This is a genomic window from Amycolatopsis speibonae (assembly GCF_042647925.1).
Lineage (GTDB): Bacteria > Actinomycetota > Actinomycetes > Mycobacteriales > Pseudonocardiaceae > Amycolatopsis > Amycolatopsis speibonae.
In genome coordinates this window covers 25,989-42,481 of record NZ_JBHRWK010000027.1, presented here as the reverse complement: position 1 = coordinate 42,481, position 16,493 = coordinate 25,989, and the positions used below count along the sequence as shown (strand labels likewise).

15 protein-coding genes are annotated in these 16,493 nt (G+C 70.0%); 10 read left to right on the top strand and 5 right to left on the bottom strand.

What is annotated here, in order from left to right:
- Nucleotide 1 precedes the first annotated feature (1 nt).
- The 4 genes from ACFOSH_RS20370 to ACFOSH_RS20355 all read left to right on the top strand — a co-directional run bounded on the left by ACFOSH_RS20370 (nt 2) and on the right by ACFOSH_RS20355 (nt 3,228).
- Nucleotides 2-598: a hypothetical protein gene (locus ACFOSH_RS20370; RefSeq protein WP_378240577.1), complete on the top strand. Its 597-nt coding sequence runs from the start codon at nt 2-4 to the stop codon at nt 596-598.
- Nucleotides 599-602: 4 nt separating this feature from the next.
- Nucleotides 603-1,601, top strand: a complete 999-nt coding sequence (locus ACFOSH_RS20365) for a C40 family peptidase (protein ID WP_378240576.1) — start codon at nt 603-605, stop codon at nt 1,599-1,601.
- 102 nt (nt 1,602-1,703) lie between these two features.
- Nucleotides 1,704-2,996 carry a hypothetical protein gene (locus ACFOSH_RS20360; RefSeq protein ID WP_378240575.1) on the top strand — a complete coding sequence of 431 codons (1,293 nt, stop codon included), beginning with the start codon at nt 1,704-1,706 and terminating at the stop codon, nt 2,994-2,996.
- A 34-nt stretch (nt 2,997-3,030) separates the two neighbouring features.
- Nucleotides 3,031-3,228, top strand: a complete 198-nt coding sequence (locus tag ACFOSH_RS20355; RefSeq protein WP_378240573.1) for a hypothetical protein — start codon at nt 3,031-3,033, stop codon at nt 3,226-3,228.
- Between the two features lie 97 nt (nt 3,229-3,325).
- On the opposite strand, the gene ACFOSH_RS20350 is transcribed toward ACFOSH_RS20355, so the two are convergent.
- A complete protein-coding gene (locus tag ACFOSH_RS20350) occupies nt 3,326-4,291 on the bottom strand; it encodes an ATP-binding protein (protein WP_378240572.1) in 966 nt (321 codons plus the stop codon).
- A 134-nt stretch (nt 4,292-4,425) separates the two neighbouring features.
- Between ACFOSH_RS20350 and ACFOSH_RS20345 the strand changes: the two genes are divergently transcribed.
- On the top strand, nt 4,426-5,835 hold the full coding sequence (locus ACFOSH_RS20345) for an RNB domain-containing ribonuclease (RefSeq protein ID WP_378240677.1): 1,410 nt from the start codon (nt 4,426-4,428) through the stop codon (nt 5,833-5,835).
- Nucleotides 5,832-6,593: a helical backbone metal receptor gene (locus ACFOSH_RS20340; RefSeq protein ID WP_378240571.1), complete on the top strand. Its 762-nt coding sequence runs from the start codon at nt 5,832-5,834 to the stop codon at nt 6,591-6,593. The genes ACFOSH_RS20345 and ACFOSH_RS20340 overlap by 4 nt, the downstream gene beginning before the upstream one ends.
- Before the next feature lie 35 nt (nt 6,594-6,628).
- Here the strand turns inward: ACFOSH_RS20340 and ACFOSH_RS20335 are convergent, their stop codons facing one another.
- The gene (locus ACFOSH_RS20335; RefSeq protein ID WP_378240570.1) at nt 6,629-8,074 is read right to left on the bottom strand and encodes an aldehyde dehydrogenase family protein; all 1,446 of its coding nucleotides are present in this window, start codon (nt 8,072-8,074) and stop codon (nt 6,629-6,631) included.
- A complete protein-coding gene (gene gabT / locus ACFOSH_RS20330; protein WP_378240569.1) occupies nt 8,071-9,402 on the bottom strand; it encodes a 4-aminobutyrate--2-oxoglutarate transaminase in 1,332 nt (443 codons plus the stop codon). The genes ACFOSH_RS20335 and gabT overlap by 4 nt, the downstream gene beginning before the upstream one ends.
- 109 nt (nt 9,403-9,511) lie before the next feature.
- Between gabT and ACFOSH_RS20325 the strand changes: the two genes are divergently transcribed.
- Nucleotides 9,512-11,002 (top strand): PucR family transcriptional regulator, encoded by a 1,491-nt coding sequence (locus ACFOSH_RS20325; RefSeq protein WP_378240568.1) that lies wholly within the window; start codon nt 9,512-9,514, stop codon nt 11,000-11,002.
- Here the strand turns inward: ACFOSH_RS20325 and ACFOSH_RS20320 are convergent.
- Together ACFOSH_RS20320 and ACFOSH_RS20315 are read right to left on the bottom strand one after the other, a co-directional pair.
- Nucleotides 10,986-11,720 (bottom strand): cache domain-containing protein, encoded by a 735-nt coding sequence (locus ACFOSH_RS20320; protein ID WP_378240567.1) that lies wholly within the window; start codon nt 11,718-11,720, stop codon nt 10,986-10,988. The two genes, ACFOSH_RS20325 and ACFOSH_RS20320, sit on opposite strands and share 17 nt — an antisense overlap.
- 32 nt (nt 11,721-11,752) lie before the next feature.
- Nucleotides 11,753-12,496, bottom strand: a complete 744-nt coding sequence (locus ACFOSH_RS20315) for a FadR/GntR family transcriptional regulator (RefSeq protein WP_378240566.1) — start codon at nt 12,494-12,496, stop codon at nt 11,753-11,755.
- A 158-nt stretch (nt 12,497-12,654) separates the two neighbouring features.
- Here ACFOSH_RS20315 and ACFOSH_RS20310 point away from each other — a divergent pair, with 158 nt between their 5' ends.
- From ACFOSH_RS20310 to ACFOSH_RS20300, 3 genes are read left to right on the top strand one after another with little or no spacing between them, the layout of a single operon-like run.
- Entirely contained in the window at nt 12,655-14,076 is a 1,422-nt protein-coding gene (locus ACFOSH_RS20310) for a gamma-aminobutyraldehyde dehydrogenase (protein ID WP_378240565.1), read from the top strand.
- Between the two features lie 20 nt (nt 14,077-14,096).
- Nucleotides 14,097-15,191: an ABC transporter ATP-binding protein gene (locus tag ACFOSH_RS20305; RefSeq protein WP_378240676.1), complete on the top strand. Its 1,095-nt coding sequence runs from the start codon at nt 14,097-14,099 to the stop codon at nt 15,189-15,191.
- 26 nt (nt 15,192-15,217) lie between these two features.
- Nucleotides 15,218-16,423, top strand: a complete 1,206-nt coding sequence (locus ACFOSH_RS20300) for an ABC transporter substrate-binding protein (protein ID WP_378240564.1) — start codon at nt 15,218-15,220, stop codon at nt 16,421-16,423.
- Nucleotides 16,424-16,493 lie beyond the last annotated feature (70 nt).

The following is a 16,493-nucleotide window of genomic DNA, read 5'->3' as shown; positions in this document are numbered from 1 at the left end:
CATGCCGATCCGGACCAACCGCGGGCGCACCGCGGTCTACCGCAGACTGTGGGGCTGGCCGCTGCGCTCACCCCGCCATCTCGTCGGCACGCTGGTCGTCCTCGCGGTGGTACTCACCACGCTGGGCATCCTGCTGCCCAAGGCCCTCGGGAAACCGGGGCAGACGGCGTCCGGGCCGGGTACTTCGGCGACCTCCACATCGCGTCCCGGCGCCGCGGCGCCGGTGACCGTGACGTCGACGCTGCCGCCGAGGCTGACCACCCAGCCGCCGCCGTCCTCCGCGCCCCCTGACCAGGACGGTGTCAGGGTCGCCAAGGAATGGGTGACGGCATGGGCGAACCATCCGGACGGCACGACGACCGAGCAGTGGCTGAACGGCTTGCGGCCGTACACCACCGAGGAGTACCTGGCCGGGGAACTGACCACGGTGGATCCCGCGAACATCACCGCGACCAAGGTGACCGGGGAGCCGCAGGTCTCGACCTCCTTCGCCGGGTCGATGGAGGTCGACGTCCCGACGGACGGGCCCAAGGTCCGGGTCACCGTCATCAAGAGGAACTTCGGGTGGCGAGTCACCAAGTTCACGCAAGCGGGCTGACCCGATGAAGATCGGGATCATCGTCGGCGTGCTGATCGCCGCGGTCTTCGCCGCGGTGGTCACCACGAGCACGGTCACCAAGGTGGTGACCGACCACATGGAGGCCCAGGCGGGCAGCGTCATCAAGACCTCTTGCGACGCGTCGATCGGGCCGACCCTGCCCGGCCAGACCGATCGCGGTTCTTCGGACATCAACAAACTCGACGAAGAACAGAAGGGGATCGTCGCGCTGATCGTCTCGATCGGCAAGCAGCGGACGTTGTCGCCGCGGGCGTGGCAGGTGGCGATCCAGGCCGGGATGACCGAGTCCAAGCTGCGGAACCTGACCCACGGCGACCGCGACTCGCTCGGCATCTTCCAGATGCGGCCGTCGATGGGCTGGGGCACCGTCGCGCAGGTCACCGACCCGCCGTACCAGGTCAACAAGTTCTTCGACGTGCTGCTCGCGGTGCCGGACTGGGAGAACATGCGTCCCGGTGACGCCGCGCAGCGGGTGGAGCGCTCCGGCTTCCCCGACCGGTACCACAGCTGGGAGCCGATGGCGGCCCTCCTCGTGCAGAACGAGGGCCAGATCGTCGACGTCGTCGGCTGCGGGACGAGCGTGGGCAGTGTGGTGCCGCCGAGCCAGGCCGCCGCGTCGGCCATCAAGTTCGCCCTCGGCGAGCAGGGCAAGCCGTACATCTGGGGCGCCACCGGACCGAACAGCTACGACTGTTCCGGGCTGATGTTGCGGGCCTACGAGTCGGCGGGGATCATCCTCCCGCGGGTTTCCCGCGACCAGTACAAGGCGGGCGCGATGCTGCCGGTCCGTCAGGCGCAGCCGGGTGACCTGCTGTTCCTGGCCACCGTCCCGTCGAATCCGGCGACCATCCACCACGTGATGATGTACCTGGGCGAGGGCAAGATCGTCGAGGCGCAGCAGACCGGGGTGCCGGTGCACATCCGCGACTTCTCCTTCGACGAGGCCGAAGTGGTCGCGCAGGCGGTCCGTCCTGGCGTTTAGCATGGTGACAGCGTGGTATCGCGATCGCGAGACCATCGGATTCACCCGAAGTGGCGGCCTGTCCACCGGCAAGCGGCCGCACACTGGCAGAGGATGAAGAACGTGGCACGGAAATTCGGAAGGCGAGGCAAGCCCGCGGCGGGAGGCGGCCCGGAGGTCGATCCCCGCGATCTTTTCGGTACCGCACAGCCCGCGCGGCAGGCTGCCCGGCCGGCGTCGAGCACACCGCTGGCGGATCAGCTGAACCAGGGCTGGCCGGGGGTCGAGCCCGGTTACGTCGTGTTGCCGCGTTCGCTGGCCGAGGGGATGTCGCTGCCCTGGCAGCAGCAGATGGCCGCCCTGCTGGCCCAGTTCCACCACGAGAACGCCCACCTCGCCTGGCCGGTGTACCGGGTCGTCCCGTCGCGCTACGAAAAGCTCGTCGACCTCGACGAGGAGCAGCTGGCGGAGGCCGGCTACCTGGTCGAGATGGACACCGAAGGCGAGATGATCTACCGCGAGCGCAGCGGCCGGAAGATCGACGATCCGGCGAACACCACGGTGCTCGTCTCGTGCCTCGACCCGATCCCGAAGCCCGCGCAGCGTCAGGCACCTCCGCCGCCTTCGCAGGCCGCTCCGCCCGCGCCCGGGCAGCAGCCGCGACCGCCGCAGCCCCAGCAGCAGCCGCCGCGCGCTCCGGCGGCGATGAACATCGGGCCCGCGCCGGTGTGGCGCACGGTCACCCCGCCCGCCGGACCGCCTGCTGCGCCGCCCTCCGCCTCACCCGCTGCCCCGCCGCCGGGTGGCTCGGCCGCGCCGCAAGCGCCCGCGCCGCAGTCGCCCGGGCCTCAGCCGTCGGCGCCGCAAGCGCCCGGGCCGCAAGCATCCGCACCTCAGGCACCCGCCTCCCAGGAGCCCGCGCCTCAGCCGCCCGCGCCCCACCAAGGGCCTCCGCCCGCCGCGCCTCCCGCGCTGCCGCCGCTGCCTCAACCCAGCAGAACGCGGCCTCCCGCGGGGAACCAGCCGCCGCCGGTGACCCCGCCTCCGGCCACGCCGGAAACACGGTCCGTCGCGCCGCCGACCCAGGCCGAGCCGACCCAGCCCGCGAGCCCGCCACCCGCGAACCCGCCGCCCGCCACGAGTCCGCCGTCGTCCGCGATGCCCCCCGCCACCTCTCCGGTGACCGGGCCGCCTTCGGGTCCCTTGCCGCAGCCGGTGTCGCCCGGGTCGCCGCCGCAAGGCATCCCCGTCTCGCCGGACCTTCCCACTCCGCCGCGAGGCATTCCGATGGGCCGGGGCTGGTTCGACGAACTCGCCGAGAACGTGCCGGAAAGCTCGAAGCTGGATCAACCCGAGGGCGGCGAGTTCGGTCCGACCGGTGATCCCACGGAGATCCCGTACCGCTATCGCAAGTGATGACAGAACGTCCGGGTGATGTCACGCTGGACGTATGTCGAGCGACCCGAACCCGGATCAGGGCTGGTACTTCAACACCAAGACGAACCAGGTCGAGCACCTGGAACGAGGCCGGAGCATCGACCTCCTCGGCCCGTACCCGGACGAGGCGACGGCCAGGCGTGCCCTGGACATCGCCAAGGAACGTACGCGGCAGGCCGACGCCGAAGACGCCAAGTGGAACGCCGACTGACCTGCGAAAGAGAGCAAGGGACCTTTGCTCTCGTTCGTTAGCGCACTAACGAACGGCAGCAAAGGTCCCTTGCTCTCCTCGCGCGAAGAACCGCAGGTCAGGCGTCTTGCCTGGCCAGTGCCGGACCGAGCACGAACTCCGGGTCCACCTGAGCCGTGAGGTCCTCTCCGGCTCGCCCGCTGCCCCACGCCCGCGCGTTGCGGAGGTGGAACTCGACGCCCTGGCGCTGATAGCGGGCCCAGTCGCGCTGCTCGGAGTCGACGGTCGCGAGCATCGAGCCCAGCGTCCCGAGGTTGTGCGCCTCGAGTTCGCCGATCGGACGCGCGCGGCCGCGTTCGGCGGCGCGGACGTGCCGCGAGTTCTCCATCCAGCCCAGCAGCGCTTCGCCGACCTCCTCGCGCAGGAAGTCGATGTCCTCGGCCTCGGTCACCTTGTTGCCCACGACGACCAGCCGGACCCCGAAGTCCCGCGCGTAGTCGGCGTACTGCCGGTACACGCCGACGCTGCGCACGGTCGGCTCGCACACCAGGAACGTCACGTCGAACCGCGTGAAGAGGCCGGACGCGAACGCGTCGGCGCCGGCGGTCATGTCCATGACCACGTACTCGCCCGCGTCGTCGATCATGTGGTTCAGCAACAGCTCCGCCGCGCCGACCTTCGAGTGGTAGCAGGCGACGCCGAGGTCGTCCTCGTCGAACTGCCCGGTGACGCCGAGCCGCACGCCGCCGAACTCGCGGAAGCACGCCTGGAAGATCGGGTTGTCCTCGAACGGCCGGACCAGCCGCGACCCGCGTCCCGGCGGGGTCGTCTTGATCATCGAGGCCGCGTCGGCGATCCGCGGGTTGTCGCCGCGCAGGTACTCCTTGATCAGGCCCATGTTGTCGCCCAGCGTCGGCCACGCGATGGCCTCTTCCTCGCTCGCGCCGAGCGCGACGGCGAGGTGCTGGTTGATGTCCGCGTCGATCGCCAGTACCGGTTTCCCGCCACCGGCCAGGTACGCGGTGAACAGCGACGCCAGCGTCGTCTTGCCGCTGCCGCCCTTCCCGACGAACGCGATCTTCACGCCACGGACCTTCCTGTCGTTTTGAAAAGGGTATCGGTTTTCATTTCGGTCGGTAACGTACACCCGACCGGCCCGCACCCGAACGGGCGATCAACCGGGCCGGGTCGGGATAGGGTTGGGTGGTGCCTCCACTGGTGATCAGGACACACGTGGCCGGAGGGGACTTCGGTCACCTGCGAGCCGAGTTCTCGCTGCCGGAGTCGTTCGGGCCCGACGTGCTCGCCGAGGCGGAGGCGGCGGTCGTCGACCCGCTCGAATCGGCGGGCGGACGCGAGGACGCCACCGGTCTGCCCTTCGTCACCATCGATCCGCCCGGTGCCAAGGATCTCGACCAGGCGGTGCTGATCGAACGCGTCGACGGCGGCGGGTTCCGGGTCCACTACGCGATCGCCGATCTGGCCGCGTTCATCCCGCCGGGTGGCGCGCTCGACAAGGAGGCGCGGCGCCGCGGGCAGACGCTCTACCTTCCCGACGGGAACGTCCCGCTGCACCCACCGGTGCTGTCCGAAGGCGCGGCCAGCCTGCTGCCGGGGGAGACCCGGCCCGCGGTGCTCTGGACCATCGACGTCGACGCGGGCGGCGAGCCGACGGCGACCAACGTCCGCCGGGCCCTGGTCCGGTCCACCGAGCAGTTCGACTACGAGACCGTCCAAGCCTCGATCGACGCGGGTGACCCGCATCCGTCGGTCGCCGCGCTGCCGGAACTGGGCCGCCTGCGCCGCGAACTCGCGATCCGGCGCGGCGCGGTCGAACTGCAGCTGCCGGAGCAGGAGATCAGCGGCGACCCCGACGGCGGCTGGGCGCTGATCCAGCGGCCGCGCAACGACGTCGACGCGTGGAACGCCGAGATCTCGCTGCTCACCGGCATGGCCGCGGCCAAGATCATGATCGAAGCCGGGGTCGGTGTCCTGCGCACTCTGCCCCAGCCCGACGCGGAGGCGATCGAATGGCTGGGCCGGTCCGCGCAGGCGCTGAACATCGACTGGCCCGAGGGCAAGAGCGTGTCGGAGTTCCTGGCCGCGCTCGACCCCGGCCAGCCCGCTTCCATGGCACTTTTCGCCGACACCACAAGGCTTTTGCGTGGTGCCGGATACACCGCTTTCGACGGCGAACTGCCCGCCTTGACCACGCACGCCGGGATCGGCGGCGCGTATGCCCATGTCACCGCGCCGATCCGGCGGCTGGTCGACCGGTTCGCCACCGAGATCTGCCTCGCCGTGAGCGCCGGCCGTGAGGTGCCCGCGTGGGTGCGCGTGGCGCTCGCGGAGGTGCCGGAGCAGATGACCGCGTCCGACACGCTGGCCGCCAAGGTCGAACGAGCCTGCATCGACCAGGTCGAGGTCTGGGTGATGGCCGAGCACATCGGCGGCGAGTTCGGCGCGATCGTACTGCGCGCGGAGGAGACCAAGGCCGAGATCCTGGTCGAGGATCCGCCGGTGATGTCCAAGTGCACCGGCGAGAAACTCCCCGAAGGCGAACGGATCCGCGTCCGGCTCACCGCGGTGGACGTCACCAAGCGGAAACTGTCGTTCGAGCGAGCATGATCGACGACCTCGGCGAAGTGGTCCCGCTGCGCGCGCCGGCGGCGCGGGTGGTCTCGCTCGTGCCGTCGCTGACCGAGGCCGTCGAGGTGAGCGCGCCGGGCAGGCTCGCGGGCGCCACGGACTACTGCACCCATCCGGTCGATCTGGACGTCCCGAGGGTAGGGGGTTCGAAGTACCCGAACGTGGACAAAGTGCTCGAACTCGCACCGGATCTGGTGCTGGCCAACTCCGAGGAGAACCGGCCGGAGGACGTGGAACGCCTGCGCGCCAACGGGATTCCGGTCTGGGTGATGGAGGCGTCGGCGACGGTGCCCAGTGCGCTCGCCTCGATCCGGCGGATCCTGACGCAGGCCTACGACCTCGCCGAGCCGGACTGGCTGGTCGAGGCCGAAGAGGTCTGGCGGGAAACCCTGCCGGAGCGGTTCCGGGCGGTCGTGCCGGTGTGGCGGAAGCCGTGGATCGTGCTCGGCCGGGACACCTTCGGCGGCGACGTCCTGCGTCGCGTCGGGATCGGCAACGCGTACGCGGACGACGAAGAGCGTTACCCGCGCCCGAAACTCGAAGCGCTCCAAGCGCGCTTCGCCGCCGAAGACGCGAACCTGCTCGTCCTGCCTGATGAGCCTTACGAGTTCACCGCGGACGACGGCCCCGAAGCGTTCCCCAGTGCGAAGCACGTCCTGGTCTCAGGCCGTCACCTCACCTGGTACGGCCCCTCCCTGGTCGAAGCGCACTCCCACCTCACGCGTTTAGTCCTCTGAATCCAGCGCATCCAGAGGACTAAACGCGGTAGTGGTCAGAGGGTCAGGCCGGTCAGGACGGTGACGCGTTCCTCGGTGAAGTCCGCCATCGCCGAAGCCGGGCCTTCGCGGCCGACGCCGGAGTCCTTCACGCCGCCGTAGGGCATCTGGTCGGCCCGGAAGCTCGGTACGTCACCGACGAGCACCCCGCCGACGCGCAGCTTCGCGGACACGTCGAACGCCGTCGGCAGGTCGCGGGTGAACACGCCCGCCTGCAGCCCGAAGCGCGAGTCGTTGATCCGGCGCACGCCGTCCTCCACCGACTCCACCCGCGTGATCGACACGACCGGCCCGAAGACCTCGTCGGCCATCACGGACGCGTCCTCGGGCACGTTCGCGAGCACGGTCGGCTCGACGGTCGCGCCGTCGCGCTTACCGCCGGTCAACAGCTCGCCGCCCGCCTCGACGGCCGAGGCGATCCACGACTCCACGCGGGAAGCGGCGGCGGTGTTGATCAGCGGCCCGACGTCCACGCCGTCCGCCCGCGGGTTGCCGGTCCCGAGCGCGCGCACCTGCTCCAGCACCTTCGCCTGAAGCTCCTCGTAGATGTGGGCGTGCGCGTACACGCGCTGCACCGAGATGCACGACTGGCCCGCCTGGTACATCGCGAAGGTCGCGATCCGCTGCGCCGCGAAGTCCAGATCCGTCCAATCCGGACAGACGAGCACCGCCGCGTTGCCGCCGAGTTCGAGCGCGACGTGCTTGCGCGGCACGCTGTCCCGGATGCCCCAGCCCACCGGCACGGAACCGGTGAACGACACCACGGGAAGTCGCGGATCCGAGACGAGACGAGCCGATTCCTCGTTGCTCACGGGGAGGATCGACCAGCTCCCGGCGGGCAGGCCGGTCTCGGCGAGGATCTCGCCGAGCAGCAGCGCGGTCAGCGGCGTCGCGGGCGCGGGCTTGAGCACGATCGGCGCGCCGACCGCGATCGCGGGCGCGACCTTGTGCGCCACCAGGTTCAGCGGGAAGTTGAACGGCGTGATGCCCAGCACCGGGCCCTTCGGCACGCGGCGCACCAGCGCGAGCCGCCCGGTGCCGCCCGGGTCGGTGTCGAGCCGCTGCAGGTCACCGGAGAACCGGCGGGCCTCCTCGGCGGCCCAGCGGAACGTCGACGCGGCGCGCCCGACCTCGCCGCGCGACCACTTCAGCGGCTTGCCGGACTCGGCGGTGATCAGCTGCGCGATCTCTTCGGACCGCTCACCCAGAACTCGGGACACGTGGTCCAACGCGCCCGCCCGGACGTGCGCGGGGAGCGTCGCGTACTCGCCGGAGACGTCGTGCGCGGCCTGGACCGCGGTCTCGATGTCCGAAGTGGACGGAACGTGATGCGAACCCGCCTCACTCCCGTCGAAGGAGTGGCGGACGACGACGGTCTCGCCGCCGGTGACCGGCTTTCCGGCTACCCAGAAGGGGCTCGGGCTATTCGAAAGAGTGGTCACTTGACGGCCTCCGTACGGACAGCGTGCTCCAGGACCGAGAGGCCCTCGTCGAGCAGTTCGGTGGACAGGGACAGCGGCGGCAGCAGGCGGACGACGTTGCCGTAGGTGCCGCAGGTGAGGACGACGACACCGGCCTGGTGGCAGGCCTGCGCGATCCGCTTGGTGAGGTCGGCGTCGGGTTCGGTGGTGCCCGGCTTCACGAACTCGGCGGCCAGCATCGCGCCGCGGCCGCGGACGTCGCCGATCACGCCGGTCTCCTCGGCCAGCGCACGCAGCCGCGGCAGCACCGCGTTCTCGATGCGCTTCGCCGATGCGGCGAGGTTCTCCTGGCGCATGGTCTCGATCGAGCCGAGCGCCGCGGCGCACGCGATCGGGTTGCCGCCGTAGGTCCCGCCGAGGCCGCCCGGACCGACGGCGTCGAGCAGTTCCGCGCGGCCGGTGACGGCCGCCAGGGGCAGGCCGCCGGCGATGCCCTTCGCGGTGGCGATCAGATCGGGCACGACCTCTTCGTGCGTGGACGCGAACCACTCGCCGGTGCGGCAGAACCCGGTCTGGACCTCGTCCGCGACGAACACGACGCCGTTCTCGGTGCACCACCGGGAAAGCGTGGGCAGGAAACCGGGCGCGGGCTCGATGAACCCGCCTTCACCCTGCACCGGCTCCAGCACGACGGCCGCGACCTGGTCGCCGCCGATCTGCTTCTCGATGCGGTCGATGGCGATCCGCGCCGCTTCGGGGCCGGACAGGCCGTCGCGGTACGGGTACGACCCCGGCACCCGGTAGACCTCGGGCGCGAACGGGCCGAAACCGTGCTTGTACGGGATGGATTTCGCGGTCAGCGCCATCGTCAGGTTGGTGCGGCCGTGGTAGGCGTGGTCGAACACGACGACGGCTTGGCGGCCGGTCGCGGCGCGGGCGATCTTCACCGCGTTCTCGACGGCTTCGGCGCCGGAGTTGAACAGCACCGAACGCTTCTCGTGGGTGCCCGGGGTCAGCTTGTCGAGCGCTTCGCACACCTCGACGTAGCCCTCGTACGGCGTGACCATGAAACACGTGTGCGTGAACAGGCCGGCCTGCTCGCGGACGCGGTCCACGACGGCGGGGGCGGCGTGGCCGACGTTGGTCACCGCGATGCCGGAACCGAAGTCGATCAGGACGTTGCCGTCGGCATCGGTGAGCAGGCCACCCTCGGCCGAGGTGACGTAGACGGGCAGCACCGAGCTCACGCCCGCGGCGACGACGGCCGCGCGTCGTTCCTGCAGGGCGCGCGAGGCGGGGCCGGGGATTTCGGTGCGCAGCCTGCGCTGGGTCTCGGTGGTGACGGTCACGGCCAAACTCCTGCGGACGCGAGGGACGGGGTCGCCCTCCAGGATGGGAGCCGGGCCGGTCCGCGTCAGCTCGACGTATTGTCCATATCGAGGCGTAGAGTTGGACAACATGGCACTGACGCTCCGCGCCCTCGCGGCCGAACGCCCGCTCGGCCTCCGCGTGCGTGCGGCCGAAGGCGGACTCGACAGGCCGATCGGCTGGGTCCACCCCACCGAGCTGACCGATCCGCAGGCCTTCCTCGAAGGCGGCGAGCTGCTGCTGACCACGGGCCTCGCCCTCGACGAGACCACATCACCCGGGTACATCCGGCGGCTCGTGGACGCGGGTGTGGCGGGGCTCGGCTTCGGTGTCGGCCTCAGCCACGAGAGCATCCCTCAGTCCCTTGTGGACACCGCCGAAGAGGTCGGGCTCCCGGTCTTCGAAGTGCCGAGGAAGACGCCGTTCATCGCGATCACGCGCGCGGTCTCCCGGGCGGTCGCCGCCGACGAGTACGCCTCGCTCGTGCGCACCGGCAAGGGGCAGCAGGAACTGACCAGGACCGCCGTCGGCAAGGGCGGTCCCGGCGGTGTCGTCCGCAAACTGGCGAAGCTGGTCGACGGCTGGGTGCTCCTGCTCGATTCGGCGGGCGTGGTCACCGAGGCTTCGCAGTCGTCCGCGCGGCCCTTCGCCGCCGAGATCCGGGAGGACCTCGCGCGGCTGCGCGCGGGCACCCTGGTGACGGCGGCGGGGGAGGACGGGCAGGAGGGGGAGTATGAGGTCGTCCTGCAGACGCTCGACACCCGTGCGCGCGGTGTGCTCGTGGTCGGCACCCGTGAGCCGCTCGACGCGGCGGGGCAGCACATCGTCAACACCGCGGTGTCGTTGCTTTCCCTTGCGCTGGAACAGAACCGGGAGCACGTCGTCGCGCTGCGGCGGCTGCGGTCGGGGCTGTGCGACCTGCTCGCCGCGGGACATGCCGAACTCGCCACGCGGACGATGAAGTCGCTTTGGGGCGGTGTCCCGGAAGCGCCGTGGCCCGTTCTGGCCGTCACCGGTCCGGCGGGCGCGCGTAGGTCGCTCGCCGACACTCTCGACGCCGAGGTGCCGGGGGAGAAGGTGTTCTTCGGTGAGTCCGGCGCGTTCGTGGTCGCGCTCGGGGACGTGGAAGCGGTCGTCCGGCAGGCTTCCCGGCTCGGCGGGCTGCACGCCGGGCTCTCCGATCCGGTGTCCACAGTGGAGTTCCCGGCGGGGCTGCGGCAGGCGAAGCAGGCGGCCGAAGCGGCGAAGGCCGAGCGATCCCCGCTGGTCCGGTTCGCCGAGCACGCCGGACGCGGCTTTCTGGAACTGGTCGATTCCCAAGCCGCGCAAGCGTTTTCGGACAGCCTGCTGGCGCCGTTGCGGCACCACGACGAAACCGGCCGGGGCGAACTGGTCGCCTCACTGACCTGCTGGCTCGAACACCACGGTCACTGGGATCTGGCGTCCGCGCGGCTCCGCGTCCACCGGCACACCCTGCGCAACCGCGTGCGCAAGGTCGCCGAACTGACCGGCCGTGATCTCGATTCCCCCGGTGTGCGCGCCGAATTCTGGCTCGCGCTGCAGGTCAGCGCTCGGACCTGACCAAGGCGATCGGCGAGTTCCCGCAGCGCCGCAGGTGGGTGCCGGTCTCCGTCGTGACCGGTTCCGCGCCGGAGGACCACCACGCCGGGACGTCGACCTCGCGGACCAGCGACCCGGTGGCCTGCCGCGCGTTGTTCGACACGATCACCCGGCCCTGCGCGTTGACCAGCGCCGCGCGTCCGCCGAGCGCGCGCAGTTTCGGCTGCAGCAGGCGTTCGACCTCGCGCACGTAGATGTCCGCGCCGACGACCCCCGCGAACTCCCCGCCGCGCCGCACGGGAACGGTGAAGGTCAGCGTGTACTCGTCGGTGCAGAGGTAGTCGACGTAGGGGCCGTTGATGTGGCGGCGGCCGGTGTCGCGCGGGACGGTGAACCACGACTGACGGGTGTAGTCGAGGAAGTTGTCGCTATCCGGGTCGAGACTGATGACGAGTTGCACCGGTTCGGCGTCGCCGGTCTCGGTCCACCACTCGAAGCCGAATTCCTGATCGGCCAGCGCGTTCGGCGCGCTGATGAACCCGGCGCCGACGACCAGGCCGCCGAGGACGTCGAAGACCTGCGGCCGGAGCCGGGGCAGGTCTTCGGCGGTGACATCGGCCGATGCGGCCAAGAGTCCCTCGGCGCCGGCCAGAACCGGCTTCAGCCTGCCGAAGACGTCCTCGACCAGGGCGGATACCTGTTCGACGACCTCGGAACCGGCGGACGGTGTGTCGTTCACGATGCTCACCTCGGATGCGCGGATGCCGCAGCTTAAGGGGCCAGAAGGTCTAAATGCACGTCCGCCAGCCGGTCTATGGCCTCGAGGATGTGTTCCTCGGTGAGCTTTCTGGCCAGCTCGCCGTCGCCCTGTGCGATGGCGGCGGTGATCGCGCGGTGTTCGGCGTAGGCGTTTTCCCGGGTGCCCTGCGGTTCGAGCGGCAGCCAGAGAAGCCCGCCTCGCTCGCTCTGCAGTTGCACTTCCTCCCTGGTCAGCCGCGGCGACTGGGCGGCAGCGGCGACTTCGAGGTGGAACTGGCGCTCGGCGCGGGACGCCTCCGTGCCGGTCGCGATGCGGATGTCTTCGGTCGCCAGTTCGAGCCGCTCGATGTCTTCGGGCGAACTCCGCTCGGCGGCGAGTTTGGCCGCGGCGCCGGCGATGGCGAGGTAGTGATCGCCGACGTCACGGAGTTCGGACAGCGAGACCGTGCGAAGGCGCTCTCGCCACGAAGCGGTCGAAGGGTTGGCAGGCGTCTTCACGAAGCTTCCGCCGCCTCGGCCGCGTCGCGTCTCTACGAGCCCCTGTTGCCGCAAGGCCACGAGCGCTTCGCGAACTGTCACGGTGGAGACGCCGAACTGGGCGGCCAGCTCGGCTTCGCTCGGCAGCTGTTCCGAGTCGGCCAGCAGCCCGAGCGTGATGGCGTCGACCAGCCGCGCGGTGACCGCTTCCGCCCGGCCGATCTGGTCGAGCGGCGCGAACATCGCCGATCGCGCGCTGTGCGACAACCCCTTGCGCATGGTGGCCCTTCGCCCGAACTACTACCCGATGGAACCAATCTTGCCCCATCGTCTTGTCATTTAACCTATGGACTTATATGTTTTAGCTCTCTCGCCGCCCCAAAAGGGAGCAAGGGACCTTTGCTATCGCCTCACGCCCCCAGGCTCCTGGAGCTCTCGTGCAGCAGTTGAAGCACTTCATCGGCGGTGAGTACACCGGATCCGCGTCGGGCGCGGTCGCCGACATCGTCGATCCCGTCACCGGTCGCCCGTATTGCACCGCCGCCGTCGCCGGTCCCGAGGATGTCGACCGCGCGCTGAAGGTCGCGGCCGCCGCCTTCGAACACTGGCGTGAGACCACGCCCGCCCAGCGCCAGCTCGCGTTGCTGAAGATCGCCGACGCCGTCGAAGCGCGCACGGACGGCCTCGTGCTCGTCGAATCGGCGAACACCGGCAAGCCGATCGCGCTCACCGCGGCCGAAGAACTGCCGATGATCGTCGACCAGTTGCGGTTCTTCGCGGGAGCCGCGCGTGTCCTCGAAGGACGGTCGGCGGGCGAGTACATGGAAGGGCTTACCTCTTTCGTGCGCCGAGAACCGATCGGCGTGTGCGCGCAGGTTACGCCGTGGAACTACCCGCTCCTCATGGCGGTCTGGAAGATCGCCCCCGCGCTCGCCGCCGGGAACACCGTGGTGCTCAAACCGGCCGACACGACCCCCGCGTCGACGCTGCTCCTCGCCGAGATCTGCGCCGAATTCCTGCCCCCCGGCGTGCTCAACGTGATCTGCGGCGACCGCGACACCGGGCGGGCGCTCGTCGAGCACGAGATCCCCGCGATGGTGTCCATCACCGGCTCCGTGCGCGCCGGGATCGAAGTCGCCGCTTCGGCGGCGAAGGACGTGAAGCGCATACACCTAGAGCTCGGTGGTAAAGCGCCCGTAGTGGTTTTCGGCGACGCTGACATCGAAGCGGCCGCGGAAGGCATCGCCGCCGCCGGGTACTTCAACGCGGGCCAGGACTGCACCGCGGCGACGCGGGTCCTGGTCGCCGACGAGGTCCACGACACCTTCGTCGCGGCTCTCACTCGGCAGGCGCGGGCGACCACCACCGGCAAACCCGGCGACGCTTCGGTCAGCTACGGGCCGCTCAACAACGCCGCCCAGCTGGACCGGGTCGCCGGTTTCGTCGACCGGCTGCCCGCCCACGGGACAGTCCACTGTGGAGGACACCGACAGGGTGACGAGGGGTACTTCTACGAACCGACGGTGATCTCCGGCGTCCGCCAGGACGACGAGATCAGCCAGACGGAGGTGTTCGGCCCGGTCATCACCGTCCAGCGGTTCGGCTCCGAAGCCGAAGCGCTCGCCGCGGCCAACGGCGTCGAATACGCGCTCGCGTCGTCGGTGTGGACCACCGACCACCAGCGGGCGATGCGGCTGGCCGCGAAGCTCGACTTCGGCTGCGTGTGGATCAACACGCATATCCCGCTGGTCGCCGAAATGCCGCACGGCGGCTTCAAGAAGTCCGGCTACGGCAAGGACCTCTCGCTCTACGGCCTCGAGGACTACACCCGCGTCAAGCACGTGATGAGCGCGCTGTGACGACCACCGAAAGGCACGCCATGCCCCATCAAGCGCCCACCGCCTCCGCCGAGGGGGAGCAAGGGACCTTTGCTATCGCCTCCGGCGGCGACGGGGATCCGGCGATCCGGCTGCGCGGGCTGCGCAAGGAGTTCGGCCAGGTCCACGCGGTCGACGGCGTCGACCTCGACATCCCGCCCGGCGAGTTCTTCTCGATGCTCGGCCCGTCCGGCTCCGGCAAGACGACCGTGCTCCGCATGATCGCCGGTTTCGAACCGCCGACGGCGGGCACGATCGAACTGCACGGCCGCGACGTCAGCCGCCTCGCGCCCTTCGACCGCGACGTCAACACCGTCTTCCAGGACTACGCGCTCTTCCCGCACATGACCGTCCAGCAGAACGTCGAATACGGCCTTCGGGTGAAACGTGTCCACCGCGCGGAGCGGCGTCAGCGCGCGAAGGAGGCTCTCGACACCGTCCGGCTCGGCGAGTTCGGCGAGCGCAAACCCGACCAGCTCTCCGGCGGCCAGCGTCAGCGCGTCGCCCTCGCCAGAGCCCTGGTCAACCGGCCGAAGGTGCTCCTGCTCGACGAACCACTCGGCGCGCTCGACCTGAAACTGCGTCACACCATGCAGACCGAGCTCAAGCAGATCCAGCGCGACGTCGGCATCACCTTCATCTTCGTCACCCACGACCAGGACGAGGCGCTGACGATGAGCGACCGCATCGCGGTGTTCAACGCCGGCCGCATCGAACAGGTCGGTTCCCCGGTCGAGGTCTACGAGCGGCCCGCGTCGGCCTTCGTCGCCGGTTTCGTCGGGACCTCGAACCTGCTCAGCGGCGGCGGCGCCGAGAACATCATCGGCAAACCCGGTGTGTTCAGCATCCGCCCCGAAAAGATCCGCATCGACGCCGATCTCTCGAAGTCCGCGGACGTCGGCGAGACCAGCGCCACCGGCACCGTCACCAACACCGTCTACGCCGGCGCGACCGTGCGCTACGAGGTCACGCTCGACGCCGGCGGCCAGCTCTCCGTGGTCCGGCAGAACACCGCCGAGCCCGCGGACTTCGAGGGCGGCCGCGTCCGCCTGAGCTGGCGGCACGAACACAGCTTCCGCGTCCCCGAAGCCGGTTAGCCTCCCCAGCACCGAAAGGTTGTTCAATGAAGAACAGGAAACTCGCGCTCGCCGGCCTGCTCGGCGCCGGCCTGCTCGTGGCCGCCTGCGGAACCTCCGGATCCAGCTCGAACGCCGCCGCGCCCGGCGGGCAGGGCTTCACCCCGCCGAAACTCGACGCGCTCGCGCAGCTCGGCCGGCCGGAAGGCCAGGTCAACGTGCTGGCTTGGCCCGGCTACGCGGAAAACGGCTCGAACGACCCGGCCGTCGACTGGGTCACCGGGTTCGAGAAGGAGACCGGCTGCAAGGTCAACGTCAAGGCGTTCGGCACCTCCGACGAGGCCGTGAGCCTGATGAAGACCGGCCAGTACGACGTCATCTCCGCCTCCGGTGACGCTTCGCTGCGGCTCATCGCGTCCGGGGACGTCGAACCGGTGAACACCGGCCTCGTGCCGAACTACGCGGACGTCTTCGACTTCCTCAAGAACCGCCCGTGGAACAGCGTGAACAACGTGGCCTACGGCGTTCCCCACGGCTGGGGCGCGAACCTGCTCACCTGGCGCACCGACAAGGTGACCCCGCCGCCGACGTCGTGGTCGGTCATGTTCGATCCGAACAGCCCCTACAAGGGCAAGATCTCCGCCTACGACTCGCCGATCTACCTCGCCGACGCCGCGCTGTACCTGCAGAACAAGAAGCCGGAACTCGGCATCAAGAACCCGTACGCCCTGGACGACAAGCAGTTCCAGGCCGCCGTCGACCTGCTCAAGCAGCAGCGCCCGATGGTGGGGGAGTACTGGTCGGACTACCTGAAGGAAAGCCAGGCGCTCAAGAGCGGCGACGCCGTCGTCGGCACCGCCTGGCAGGTGACGGTGAACCTGACCAAGAGCGAGGGCGCGCCGGTCGAATCGGTGCTGCCGTCCGAAGGCGCGACGGGCTGGTCGGACACCTGGATGGTGTCGGCGAAGTCGCCGCACAAGACGTGCTCCTACAAGTGGCTGAACCACATCGTCAGCCCGAAGGCCAACGCCCAGGTCGCCGAGTACTTCGGCGAATCACCCTCGAACCCCAAGGCGTGCGCCGAAACCAAGGACAAGACGCATTGCGGCACCTACCACGCCGGTGACGCCGCGTACGCCTCGAAGATCCAGTACTGGACTACGCCGATCACGCAGTGCCTCGACGGCCGCACCGACGTCAAGTGCAAGGACTACGGCGAGTGGACCCGCGCCTGGACCGAGATCAAGGGCTGACCTCCCCGAACTCCGGGAGCGGCCGGTGGTGCCCCCAACGCCGTCCGCTCCCGGTCCCATCCCAGGTGGA

Excerpts from the sequence above, each read along its gene's own strand:
- ACFOSH_RS20315 (WP_378240566.1), bottom strand. The coding sequence starts at position 12,496 with ATGCGCAAGGGGTTGTCGCACAGCGCGCGATCGGCGATGTTCGCGCCG.
- ACFOSH_RS20305 (WP_378240676.1), top strand. The coding sequence starts at position 14,097 with ATGCCCCATCAAGCGCCCACCGCCTCCGCCGAGGGGGAGCAAGGGACC.
- ACFOSH_RS20355 (WP_378240573.1), top strand. The coding sequence starts at position 3,031 with ATGTCGAGCGACCCGAACCCGGATCAGGGCTGGTACTTCAACACCAAG.
- ACFOSH_RS20325 (WP_378240568.1), top strand. The coding sequence starts at position 9,512 with ATGGCACTGACGCTCCGCGCCCTCGCGGCCGAACGCCCGCTCGGCCTC.
- ACFOSH_RS20370 (WP_378240577.1), top strand. The coding sequence starts at position 2 with ATGCCGATCCGGACCAACCGCGGGCGCACCGCGGTCTACCGCAGACTG.
- ACFOSH_RS20340 (WP_378240571.1), top strand. The coding sequence starts at position 5,832 with ATGATCGACGACCTCGGCGAAGTGGTCCCGCTGCGCGCGCCGGCGGCG.
- ACFOSH_RS20300 (WP_378240564.1), top strand. The coding sequence starts at position 15,218 with ATGAAGAACAGGAAACTCGCGCTCGCCGGCCTGCTCGGCGCCGGCCTG.
- ACFOSH_RS20365 (WP_378240576.1), top strand. The coding sequence starts at position 603 with ATGAAGATCGGGATCATCGTCGGCGTGCTGATCGCCGCGGTCTTCGCC.